Origin of the sequence: Peribacillus sp. AS_2 (assembly GCF_026891895.1) — a bacterium.
GTDB classification, from domain to species: domain Bacteria; phylum Bacillota; class Bacilli; order Bacillales; family DSM-1321; genus Peribacillus; species Peribacillus frigoritolerans.
This window is the reverse complement of the sequence record NZ_JAPTGA010000005.1, coordinates 72,583-84,516: the sequence shown is the minus strand read 5'-3', so window position 1 is coordinate 84,516 and position 11,934 is coordinate 72,583. Positions and strand designations below refer to the sequence as shown.

The following is an 11,934-nucleotide window of genomic DNA, read 5'->3' as shown; positions in this document are numbered from 1 at the left end:
AAAATTAACCATGCGAATTAAATTGGTTATTGATTTTTAAAGAGAGAGAGAGGCTGTCCATGTCAGCAGAACAACGCAAAAAGATCATTATCCTCATGATCAATATGTTTATAGCAATAGGAAGTTTCGGGATCATCATTCCCATTTTACCAGCATACCTGGCCTCCATTAATCAAGGCGGAACCGCCGCTGGCCTAATGATTGCCATTTTCGCAGGTGCACAACTTATCTTTTCGCCAATTGCCGGAAAATGGACTGACCAATTCGGGCGCAGAAAAATGATTATTTATGGGTTGGTCGGTTTGACATTATCCATGTTTATTTTTTATGCAGTCAATTCCATTTGGTTATTATATGCTTCACGGATCATTGGCGGAATCGGGGCAGCTTTGCTTATACCCGCAATTTTTGCTTATGTTGCCGATATCACCACATTTGATCAACGCGCTAAAGGCAATAGTTTAGTATCTGCCGCCATGTCCCTGGGAATTGTAGTCGGTCCAGGAATTGGAGGTTTTTTAGCTGACTTTGGCTTGAAGTTTCCCTTTTTGATTTCTGCGCTTGTATCCCTATCAGCAGTCGTATTTTCAATTTTTGTTTTAAAAGAAAGCGAAACGGCACAGGTTACTCAATCCATGGATGTAAAAACTGAAACGATGCTTCGGAAGATCACTTTATCCGTGAAAAAGCCTTATTTCATCCCACTCATCATTACGTTTGTAATGAGCTTTGGTTTAATGGCGTATGAATCTGTAATTGGTCTTTATCTTGATAATCAATTCAATTCGACTCCTAAGGACATCGCCGTCATGGTTACAGCCACCGGTATCGTCAGTGTAATAGTTCAATTGTTTGTCGTCGATCGGATCGTACAGCGTTTCGGGGAAGTGAATGTGCTGAATATCTTTATCAGTGTTGCAGCCATCGGGTTCCTCCTATCACTTTTTGCATCAAATTACCTGATTTTCTTTTTGATTTCACTTATCATCTTCCTTTCCACTTCCATCTTACGTCCAGTTCTTAACACACTGATTTCCAAGATGGCAGGGAATGAGCAAGGTTTTGCAATGGGTATGAATAATGCGTATATGAGCATCGGAAATGTGCTTGGACCAACACTTGCGGGAATGATGTATGATGTCCACATTACCTATCCGTTCATGTTGGGTCTTATCCTCTTATTCATTACTTTAATGATTACTATGGCTTGGCAAAAGCGATCACTTCATGCAAAGGCCTTATCTTAGAGCTTAAATGGCATTTCAAAATTTATTCCTTAACGAATCCCCCGAGTAGCATCCGCTATCCGGGGGTTTTCATTATGATTTTTTTATCCATTCTTCTTTTAATTGAAATCCTCCAAAACAGTTTAATAACGAGTAACACTTCAATCTCTTGAGAACTAGCTCCAATTTCATACGGTAACTTCTCATATTTTTGCGTAATACTCGAATTCACGAGTATTTGCTTCAAACTCACGAGTAAATGCGTCAATTTCACGAGTATTTGCTCCAAATTCACGAGTAAATGGCTCGAATTCACGAGTAAACAGCTTACAAATCATGCGCATCCTCTACAATTTACAAGTATTTGCTCCATTCTTTCCTTAAGTTGAAGCTGTTATCTCACCAAAATAAAAAGCGACCTTATTTTTGGAATAAGGCCGCTTATCATTCAGTTTTCTCATTTCATATTGTTATAAAGGGAAATTAATTTCATTTAATATAAATGGCTTTCTTTCCGTTACTGCTTTCAAAAGCCGCATCAATGATTTTAATGACCGCCAACCCCTCTTGGGCAGTTACTGGAGCTTTTTTCCCGCTCAATATACTATCGGCAACTGCCTGGTAATACGTTAAATAAGAACCATGCAGTGTTTCAATGGTTTCATGTATCTCATTTTCTCCTTCAACCGTAACCAGCTTACCATAAAATTCGGGATAATCTGCACCCCAAGAGTCATCGACTGGTTTTTTCCCCTCACTTAAGTCAGCCTCTTGGCAATCAAGACCGTATTTGATAAATGATCCTTTACTTCCATGCACCTGATACCGCGGTCCATTATACGGAACGATTGAGCCTGAATGCAAGATAACCCTCAGCTTTTCATATCCTAATATCACATGGAAGTAATCATCCGTTTCTGCATTTTCTTTTTGGGAAAATACATCTGCCGAAACGAATTGCGGCAAACCAAACAAATGAAGTGCTTGATCGATGAGATGTGATCCTAGATCATAAAGCATGCCTGATCCCGGGCCCGGTTTTTCCCTCCATCTATCCCTGACCACAGGCCGGTATCGATCATAATGGACTTGGTATGTATTGATTTCCCCAAGCACTCCATCATCCATAAGTTTTTTCACAGTCAAAAAGTCATTATCCCATCTCCTGTTATGATAGACACTTAAAACAAGATTCTTTTCCTCGGCAATCTTGATGAGCTCCTCCGCCTCCCAAGCTTCCACAACCATCGGCTTTTCGAGAATGACATGCTTTCCGGCTAACAAGCTTTGCTTGGCCATTTCATAATGCAAACCACTCGGTGTCGTAATAACAGCCAAATCAATGGACGGGTCTTCAAGAATTTCCTCTAAGCTGCCTACCACTTCCACATCTTTCAAATCTTTTTGGACTTTTTCCTTATTGGAGCTCACAACTTTCACTATTTGAAACTGCTCTAAAACACTTAGTAATGGCGCGTGGAAAGTAGCTCCTGACAATCCGTACCCAACTATGCCCACTTTAATTTTTCTCATTTTCAATCCCACTCGCTTTCTTGTTCCTCTTAAACAAACATTTTATTATATTTCATTGTCCGGGTATGTATCTCTCAAAAACTTGACAGATTGATTAATCAATTCTTTCAATACATTAATATTGATATCTGCCACTTTATTGATGTACACACACGCTTTTCCGGAAGTGTGTTTTCCAAATACCTGTAACAATTCTTCTCTTTTTTTGTCCCCTGGAGCAAAGTATAAACTGATTTTTGCTTTTCGAGGTGAAAAGCCTACCAGTGGGGCATCGCCTTCGTGACCAGATTCATATTTATAATGATAGGTTCCGAACCCAATTATGCTAGGTCCCCACATCTTTGCCTCATAACCTGTCGTTTCGGTAAAAACATTCAACAATTCGTAGGCATCTTCACGTTTTTTCGAATTATCGACGTTTTCGATGAACTCAATGACACTACTGTCCGTCTCATTGGTTTTTTGTTTATACATGACCGGAACCTCCCTTATATTAAAAGGCAGAAAAAATTCATAAGATATCGCTTGCTCAGTATCTTAATACCCTATACAATCGTGTTTTTAGGTTGTTATGTATGTATACAGCCTTCATCACCGATGTATCAATGATTGGCGGACGAGCTCCTTTACTATTTCTCTATGCTTCATGGCAAATCCTTCATTCAATACCCTAATATATTATAGAACATTGATTCGTTTTATTCTATTTTAAGAGCAAGTTTATTAAGTAAATCTTTCGCGCTTTAAAAATCAGTACTTTACCATAATAATCTCTACGATCAGAATTTATTATTCTGATCGTAGATTTTTTTATTAAAAGGCAAACTGCAGTTTTACCAGATCTATTGCCGCCTGATCTTATCTATTTCATCAGCTATGAATTGCACCTGTGTCCCTACGATGACTTGAATGCTTTGGGGACCCACAATATTGATTCCGGCAACCCCTGCTGATTTGATTTTATTCTGATCGACAGCTCCCATATTTTCCACTTCCACCCTTAATCGGGTAACACAATTATCTACAGATGTTACGTTAGCGTCTCCGCCTAATCCCTCATATATAGCGGAAGCCATTCCAAAGAATTTACTCTCATTATTCCCACCTTGACCGCTGTCTGCTTCCGCAATCGCTCCTCCGCCATCAAGCTCATCTTCTGTATCCTCTTCTCTGCCGGGAGTCATTAAATTGAACCTAGTTATCAAGAATCGGAATAAGAAATAGTAGATGACTGCAAAAGCCAGTCCTTGAAGAAGCAGCATATAAGGTTCATTTGCCATTGGCAATCTTGAGCTTAAAACAAAGTCAATGAATCCTGCACTAAAACCGAACCCTGCTGTCCATTGGAAAGTCGCAGCAATAGCCAACGATATTCCTGTTAATAAGGCATGCACAACGAATAGGGCTGGTGCAACAAACATGAAAGCAAATTCCAAAGGTTCAGTAACGCCTGTGAAAAATGAAGCGAAGCCAGCTGCGAGCATTAATGAGGCCACTTGTTTTTTCTTCCGTGATTTTGCCGAATGGTACATGGCAAGAGCCGCTGCCGGTAAACCGAACATCATGACGGGAAAGAAGCCGGCTTGATACATGCCTGTGGTTCCTTTTATTCCCGTTCCAGCCCAGAATTTACCGATATCGTTAAGACCGATTACATCGAACCAGAATACGGAGTTTAACGCATGATGTAAACCAGTTGGTATCAAAAGCCGATTGAAGAACCCATAGAGTCCTGCTCCAGCGGCACCTAATTCACTTATGCCTTCCCCAAATATAACTAACCAGGAGTAGATGAGTGGCCATACGAAGAATAATATTAGGGAAACCAGTAACATGGCAACCGCAGTAAGGATCGGAACAAGGCGTTTACCGCTAAAGAAAGCGAATGCATCCGGCAGTTCTACCTTACTGAACCGATTAAACATAGCTGCCGCTATAAGACCCGAGAGGATTCCGACAAATGCATTTTCTATTTTCAGAAACGCTGGATTTACATCTTTTACATCGATTCCTTGCAGCATCGCCACCGAGTCCGTGGAAAGCAATGTCGTTACGACTAGATAGGCTACCAGCCCGCTCAGAGCGGCAGCTCCATCTTTTCCTTTCGACATCCCCAACGCCACACCAACGGCAAACAAGATAGCCATATTGTCAATGATCGAAGAACCTGCTTTGATTAAGAAAGCTGCTAACGGACTTCCCGCTCCCCATCCTGCTGGATCTATCCAGTAACCGATTCCCATTAAAATGGCGGCTGCCGGCAATACGGCTACTGGCAGCATCAAGGAACGCCCTATTTTTTGAAGATATTTTTTCATTTTGCTTTCCTCCTGACAATTACTGATTTAGGGCAAACCCCATATTCTATTAGACAACGGTTCCTTCCATTTTAGAACTTCATTTCATTTATAAATTTGACTATATTCAGGAATAAAGTCTTAGCGATTTACTCCTCCTTCGAAAGCCCATAAAAAAAGAAAAGTCCAACCCGGACTTTTCTTTTTTCACTTATTTATAGAGCAAGTAATTTTTGCGAACCTTTTTAAAGGCATCCTGCTTTACTTGATATTCTTTCAAGATTTCATTTACAGTTGAACCTTCTTTAATTCTAGACATTATCCAGCCATTGCCAATCAATAAATTGAAATTGTTGGCTGCAAGGAATTCGAAGTCACCGGGATATAGATCCTGAATGGTCTTGATGATGTGAAGTCCAGTAGGGACAGCCTTGAACTGTTCTCTATCCGTTATATAAATTTCCACTCCGTGGCTAAGTTTACCTGCATGTTTTGAAAATGTAGGTGTAAAGGACGCTGCCCTGAATTTTACACCGGGTAACCTTAATGCATTTAATTTCCCAGCAAGCTCATCACCGTTTATATAAGGAGCACCTATCAACTCGAATGGTTTGGTCGTTCCTCTGCCTTCCGAGACATTCGTTCCCTCGATTAAGCCTGTAGCCGGATATACGAAAGTAGTGGAAACTGTCGGCATATTCGGTGACGGCAAGACAAAAGGGAGACCAGTATCGTCATAATCCATATCTCGCTTCCAGCCTTTCATCTTGATGACCTTGAGATCTGCTCCAATTTTAAATTCCTTATTGAACAAAGTCGCGAGTTCCCCAACCGTCATCCCATGCTTAAGCGGGATTGGATACAACCCAACAAACGATGAGAATTCAGGTTCAAGGACCGGCCCATCTACCGACTCTCCGCCTTGTGGGTTCGGCCGGTCCAGCACGATAAAGGGGATATCATTTTCTTTGGCTGCTTCCATTGCATAAGCCATCGTGTAGATATAAGTGTAATAGCGTGTTCCGACATCCTGGATATCAAAAACAAGGACCTCAACATCCTTTAACATTTCAGGTGTCGGTTTTTTCGTTTTACCATATAAACTATAAACGGGCAATCCTGTTTTTTCATCAATATAATATTCAACGCTTGCACCAGCTTGCGCATCTCCACGCACTCCATGTTCAGGACCAAATAAAGCCGTTAAATGAATATCCGGATCATCATGAAGGAGATCGACGATGCTGGCTAAATTAGAGTCGATGCCAGTTGGATTCGTAATCAAGCCGACTTTCTTTCCGCTTAAAACGTTCTTTTCTTCTTTTAAAAGAACTTCAATACCAGGATTGACCTTTTGTTTTTTCTTCTCTTTAACAGCAGTTACACTTTTTGAGGAAACGATGCCGAAACAAAGCATGCAAATGGCAAATAGGATTATCATTCTTTTCAAATTGCTTCTCTCCTTAATTTTTAATGGGTCTTCCAGATTTAATATCTAATCCATATCCATATTTATAAAGGCTTTCAGAGGGCTTAGTTACTGAAGGTATATCGACCGGCAACGTGCCTTTTGGTCTTGATTCTCCAAAAATGGTCGAGATGCCTGCCGGGATATTCGGCTGTCTATAACGCCCATTCGAATACCCTTTAAACCCGTAAACAGCAAGAATCGCCTTCGCTTCTTCAAAGTTTGCAACATCATAAGGGTTTCTTAAACTCATTAAAACAAATTCTTTGTCTTTTTTCTTGGCATGATTCATGACCGCTCTAGGGAAGGCTGTTGCCCACTTCGACGAATCTTGAATGCTGTCATCTATCACTCCATCATTGACAGCCGGATCGTTTTTGACAATATAGGAACCAGTTATGACAAAATCCGATTCATCAATGAGTCTGGCCACTTGATCTGTAAATGACTTTCCTGAAAAACTCATACCCGTTATTTGGACTTTCTTTATTTTCTTTTTATCAGCTAATTCGCTTATGCTCCTGGACATGGATTCAACTTGGTCATCAAAAGGAGCAAGAATTAAAACTTTATCATTTTTCTTAGGTTTGAAAGGCAATGTTTTGTGTTCATTTTTCAATAGAGTGATGGCATCTTCCGCCATTTCCCTTTCTTTTTTCAAATGATCTTCGTTACCGACCACTTGAAGCGCGGTTTCGATTTTTTTATCTATCGGAGTATCTTCCGGGTTTAATATTCCTCTTTTCACTTTTAGTTCAAGTATCCTCGTTACAGATTGATTGACCTGATTTAGAGGAATTTCCCCGCTTGCCACTGCTACCTTCACTGCATTGAATACAGAGGTTAGATTCTTTTCCATTTGAAGCGAATTAACCTGTGCCGGCATCAAAGCAATATCAACACCAGATTTCAGGGCAAGGACCACAGCTTCTTCCTGTCCGAAGTTGTCCGCGATGGCTTTCATATTCAAAGCATCTGTAACCACAACACCGTCAAATCCCATTTCTTCACGTAATAGACCCGTGATGACCTTTTGTGACAGCGTTGCAGGAACCATAATTTCTTGACCGTCTTTTTTACTGATATAGGTAGTGTCATCGAATGCAGGAAATTGAACATGTGCAGTCATCATCATATCAACTCCAGCATCGATAGCTCTTTGGAAAGGAAGCAGCTCGATGGAGCGCAAACGCTCTTTATCATGAGAAACAAGGGGAAGACCATAATGACTGTCGACTGCTGTATCTCCATGGCCAGGGAAATGCTTGGTCGTCGCTATCATGTTCTGATTTTGCAATCCTTTTATCATCTGAATGCCAAGCTTTGATACAAGTTCCGGCTCGGAACTGAAGGATCGAACGCCAATAACAGGATTTCCGGGATTATTATTGACATCGACAGACGGTCCGAAATTGACATTTATGCCAAGTGACGACAGTTCCTTGCCAATAATTTCTCCGGATTGATATGCGTAACTCTCTTGTCTGGCTGCACCAAGTGCCATATTACCAGGAAGGTTCGTTCCAGTTTGAAGGCGAGTTACGATTCCACCTTCCTGATCAATCGTTATGAACAGCGGAAGGTCCGGGCTTGCCATCTGTAAACCATCGGTGAGCCGAACCGTTTGTTCGGTATCGACTACATTCTCAGCAAACAGAATCACACCGCCCAGATGATATTTTTTGATAATGCTTGCAACTTCCGAGTTCATTTCAATAAATCCGGTCGCCTTTGTTTCTCCTTGTTTTTGCCAATTACGAAAATCCGGCATGAGCATTTGACCGACTTTTTCATCGATTGTCATGTTTTCTACGATTTCCTGTATATCTGAAACCGTTTTTTCATTCTCGTATCCCTTTGCCGTCGCATTCCCTCCCATAATGGACAAAACCAAACATAATGCGATTCCAGCTGGGGCACATATCCTTTTTATCATTCAGGCTTCCTCCCTTGTATTCTTTTTAGTTCTGTTAGCAACAATTCCAAACCACTGCCATGAAGGGGTAAAAATGAATGGAAATGAACTATATAGATCCTATAAAGAAATCAAGGCAGCATCGGGAATCCCAGCAGCCGCCTCTTTAAAAAGCCTTCATGAAATGTTTCCATTTCTCCCTGGATTCTTTGAGTCCAATTGTTTACTCCATTATAAGTTTTATTGTTTGACCAGGCTTTAGAAGGGACAGCAAGGGAATATCTTCTTCTATAACTCTTCCTATAACGTTGACTCGGTGGTCTGCCCCTAGGTCTCTTTTGCAAATCTGAACCTCTCCCCGATACCTTCCATAAGCATCATTGTCCATCGTTATGGATCCAAGGCTTCGTGCAGCTGTATTACTCGGCTCAACATTTGCGGTGACACGGGTATTCTGCAGCCGGAAAACATCTTGAGAAACATCTGGCCTCAATTTATACTGACCGCTTTGCAAAAGTCGGGATTCCATTCCAATAGTTAGAATGTTCAGATTTTCATACGCAGTTAGATTCTCAAGCAAATTACCCTCCGTTCCCTGATCTCCAATGTAAACTCCATCCACATGCTGGATCAGCTCAATTCCGGCGGCGTAAGGATTCATCAACCTGTGTTTTTCAAGCGTTGGAAGACCCTCATGAAGAGGACCGCGTTTACTTCCTGCACCCGGGATGAAAGCAAAGATCGGTATGCCGTATTTCTTGAACATTCTATTTTGTTCATGAAAGAACTCTTCTTCAAGGCCCGTTTCTGGCCTTGGATAAAAGTTGTGCCAAGCTATCAGTCTTTCCGGTTCCACTCCGCCCCCAAGCACGGCTAAAAGTTCATCCTCATTCAACGTACTTGCATTTAGTGAGAGTGAAAACACCTTAGATAAAGATATGACCGTTTCTTTATCGAACCCATCATCAAGGCGAATCCCTTTAATACCTAATGGCCATAAATCCGTAAATTTGTTAATCCCCAAATGATCAAGCGTATTTAATGAGACATCTGCATGGATTTCCATTCCATAGTCCTCTGCAAGCTTTAAAAGCCTGATCATCCTCTTCACGAGGTCCCCCTTTTCTTCAGGAATATGGAGCGAGGTAAATACTCTCTTCACTCCCAGGTTAGCAGCATGTATAATTTGTGTTTCTGCAAGCGGGTCCTGTAGATAAAAAGAAATTCCGATCACTTAAATTCAACCGCCATTTCATCTTTAAATCCGAACAGATACGTAAAAATAAACCCTGCTATATAGGAAATGAACAACCCAGCAAGGAACAGGGCGATTTGGTTTGGATGAACTAGAAAGGTAAGCGGCAGTCCGGACACACCGATGGAAGACGTGGCGATCCCGAATTGAGCTTGGAATGCTCCGCCTACTCCTGCACCTAAACATGCAGTTAAGAAGGGCCGGCCCAATGGCAGGGTCACTCCAAATATAAGGGGTTCACCAATACCTAGCATTCCTGAAGGAAGCCCTCCTCCGATAGCCCTCTTCAAACTTGCTTTCTTCGTTTTCATATAGATGGCAAATGCCGCTCCCACTTGGCCCGCGCCACCCATCGCCAAAATAGGAAGCAGTGGATCATCACCAATCGAATTTATCAATTCTAGATGGACAGGCGTTAAACCTTGATGTAAACCAGTAATGACGAGAGGGAGGAAGGCCGCCCCAAGCACGAATCCAGCTACAACACCGCCGAAATCCAATACATTCAATAACCCATTCGTAATGGCATCCGATAAAAACCCTCCTACCGGCATAAATACAATGTAAGTGACAATCCCGGTAATGAGTAAAGCGATGGTTGGCGTCAAAATGATATCCAGTGATTGAGGAATGAATTTCCTGACCTGTTTTTCCACCAAGGCTATGAAAATAGCTGCAAAGAGTACTCCGATCAACCCACCGCGGCCAGGGAGCAAATTTTCACCGAACAATGAAATGTCGCCGACGGCCGGATTTATGACCAAGATACCAGCAAGGGCACCAAGTGCAGGTGATCCTCCGTATTCTTTTGCAGCATTGGTCCCAACCAAAATCCCCAAGTAGGCAAACAGACCGGATCCGATAACGGTTAAAATGATGGCTAATTGTGATTCTGCTGCAAGCCAGCCCGCTTGAACGATTGCCTTTGTAATACCGGTAATCAAACCTGATGCCACTAAGGCGGGAATTAAAGGGATGAAAATACTTGCAATCCTGCGTAAAAAAAGTCTAAACGGTTTTGCGTTTTTCCTATCAATCTCTGATTTATTCTTCGAGGCCACTTCTTTTAAGTTCAAATCTCCAGAAGCTTCCCCCAGAAGCTTTTCAAATTCTGTATGAACCTTGTTCACCACGCCTGGCCCGAGAACGATTTGTATCGTTTCCTCTTCAATGACGCCAAAAACGCCTTCCGTATTTTTTATATCTTCCATTTTTACTTTCGAACGATCAATTGGCAATACCCTCAGTCTCGTCATACAATGTGCAGCATCGGCAACATTAGATGCCCCACCTAATTTCCCCAATAACTCTTCTGCTAAACTGGCGTACTTATCCCCCTTACCCATTCATAAGCCCCCTTTTTCAAATCTCGGATTAATCATTTATATCGATCTGTCATCGATTTAATGGCAGACCTTGTGTTATCAATATATTGGACAGTTTCTTCATACTGCTCTGAAGCCATCCCCAAAAACAAAATGTCAATCATATATAATTGCGCCAATCGTGAGGATGTTGCTGCACTTCGAAATGGTGCTTCATTCGAATAGGATGTAAACAATGTGGCATCACACAAAGAAGATACCGTTGTTTGGCCATAATGGGTCAGCCCGATTGTCTTGACCCCACGTTCCTTTGCCAGCTTCAATATATTGACAACTTCAGGTGTTTCCCCAGAGAATGAAATGGCAAAAACGATGTCATTCTCATCAGCATTTGCAATCAGGGTTGCAACTAAATGCATATCTGTAAAAGCCGTTGCTCCTTTATTGATGCGAAGTAATTTTTGCTGAGCATCCGCAGCAACTATATTCGAAGCACCCACACCGCAAAAGTGGACGGTTTTTGCATTCAGCATCAGCGTCATGGCATGTTTTAGATTATCATGATCGATTATTTCAGATGTGTCCCGGATGGTCTGAATCGAATTACTCGTTGTTTTCTCCACAATCCGGTACAGTGATTCGGAAGGCTCGATATCCCGGTAGCCCTGTTCAACCGTCTTCATCAAATCTCCGGCAATCCTTATTTTCAGATCTTGATATCCTTTTATTCCAAGCGATTTACACAACCTAATAACAGCAGCCCCGCTTGTTTGGGCAGACGTACTTAATTCCTGTACAGTGCTGTTCACAACTTCATGAGGATTCTGCAGAATATATTCCGCTAGTTTTTGTTCTGATTGCGGCAGCTTGCTCAACATCGTCTGTATGATGGATAATCCTCCTGTAGCCATTGCT

General features: G+C 41.7%; 10 protein-coding genes. 1 reads left to right on the top strand and 9 read right to left on the bottom strand.

What is annotated here, in order from left to right; all coding sequences use genetic code 11:
• Positions 1-59 precede the first annotated feature (59 nt).
• Complete coding sequence (locus OTG27_RS10605) at positions 60-1,247, top strand: MFS transporter (protein WP_268936870.1); 1,188 nt, start codon at positions 60-62, stop codon at positions 1,245-1,247.
• A 182-nt stretch (positions 1,248-1,429) separates the two neighbouring features.
• Here the strand turns inward: OTG27_RS10605 and OTG27_RS10600 are convergent, their stop codons facing one another.
• From OTG27_RS10600 to OTG27_RS10560, 9 genes are all read right to left on the bottom strand, one after another.
• Positions 1,430-1,564: a hypothetical protein gene (locus tag OTG27_RS10600; protein ID WP_268936869.1), complete on the bottom strand. Its 135-nt coding sequence runs from the start codon at positions 1,562-1,564 to the stop codon at positions 1,430-1,432.
• 151 nt (positions 1,565-1,715) lie between these two features.
• A complete protein-coding gene (locus OTG27_RS10595) occupies positions 1,716-2,759 on the bottom strand; it encodes an oxidoreductase (RefSeq protein WP_268936868.1) in 1,044 nt (347 codons plus the stop codon).
• A gap of 45 nt (positions 2,760-2,804) precedes the next feature.
• On the bottom strand, positions 2,805-3,233 hold the full coding sequence (locus OTG27_RS10590; protein ID WP_098865542.1) for a DUF1801 domain-containing protein: 429 nt from the start codon (positions 3,231-3,233) through the stop codon (positions 2,805-2,807).
• Positions 3,234-3,601: 368 nt separating this feature from the next.
• Positions 3,602-5,077: an N-acetylglucosamine-specific PTS transporter subunit IIBC gene (nagE, locus tag OTG27_RS10585; protein WP_057277786.1), complete on the bottom strand. Its 1,476-nt coding sequence runs from the start codon at positions 5,075-5,077 to the stop codon at positions 3,602-3,604.
• A 190-nt stretch (positions 5,078-5,267) separates the two neighbouring features.
• On the bottom strand, positions 5,268-6,473 hold the full coding sequence (locus tag OTG27_RS10580) for an exo-beta-N-acetylmuramidase NamZ family protein (protein WP_268937058.1): 1,206 nt from the start codon (positions 6,471-6,473) through the stop codon (positions 5,268-5,270).
• Positions 6,474-6,519: 46 nt separating this feature from the next.
• Positions 6,520-8,460, bottom strand: a complete 1,941-nt coding sequence (locus OTG27_RS10575; RefSeq protein ID WP_374941257.1) for a glycoside hydrolase family 3 protein — start codon at positions 8,458-8,460, stop codon at positions 6,520-6,522.
• Between the two features lie 202 nt (positions 8,461-8,662).
• Entirely contained in the window at positions 8,663-9,673 is a 1,011-nt protein-coding gene (locus OTG27_RS26575; RefSeq protein ID WP_268936867.1) for a MupG family TIM beta-alpha barrel fold protein, read from the bottom strand.
• A complete protein-coding gene (locus OTG27_RS10565) occupies positions 9,670-11,040 on the bottom strand; it encodes a PTS transporter subunit EIIC (RefSeq protein WP_057277790.1) in 1,371 nt (456 codons plus the stop codon). Before OTG27_RS10565 ends, OTG27_RS26575 begins: the two co-directional genes overlap by 4 nt.
• A 32-nt stretch (positions 11,041-11,072) precedes the next feature.
• On the bottom strand, positions 11,073-11,930 hold the full coding sequence (locus OTG27_RS10560; protein WP_098185305.1) for a MurR/RpiR family transcriptional regulator: 858 nt from the start codon (positions 11,928-11,930) through the stop codon (positions 11,073-11,075).
• Positions 11,931-11,934: the final 4 nt, after the last annotated feature.

Excerpts from the sequence above, each read along its gene's own strand:
- OTG27_RS10605 (WP_268936870.1), top strand. The coding sequence starts at position 60 with ATGTCAGCAGAACAACGCAAAAAGATCATTATCCTCATGATCAATATG.
- OTG27_RS10600 (WP_268936869.1), bottom strand. The coding sequence starts at position 1,564 with ATGATTTGTAAGCTGTTTACTCGTGAATTCGAGCCATTTACTCGTGAA.
- OTG27_RS10595 (WP_268936868.1), bottom strand. The coding sequence starts at position 2,759 with ATGAGAAAAATTAAAGTGGGCATAGTTGGGTACGGATTGTCAGGAGCT.
- OTG27_RS10590 (WP_098865542.1), bottom strand. The coding sequence starts at position 3,233 with ATGTATAAACAAAAAACCAATGAGACGGACAGTAGTGTCATTGAGTTC.
- nagE (WP_057277786.1), bottom strand. The coding sequence starts at position 5,077 with ATGAAAAAATATCTTCAAAAAATAGGGCGTTCCTTGATGCTGCCAGTA.
- OTG27_RS10580 (WP_268937058.1), bottom strand. The coding sequence starts at position 6,473 with ATGCTTTGTTTCGGCATCGTTTCCTCAAAAAGTGTAACTGCTGTTAAA.
- OTG27_RS10575 (WP_374941257.1), bottom strand. The coding sequence starts at position 8,460 with ATGATAAAAAGGATATGTGCCCCAGCTGGAATCGCATTATGTTTGGTT.
- OTG27_RS10565 (WP_057277790.1), bottom strand. The coding sequence starts at position 11,040 with ATGGGTAAGGGGGATAAGTACGCCAGTTTAGCAGAAGAGTTATTGGGG.
- OTG27_RS10560 (WP_098185305.1), bottom strand. The coding sequence starts at position 11,930 with ATGGCTACAGGAGGATTATCCATCATACAGACGATGTTGAGCAAGCTG.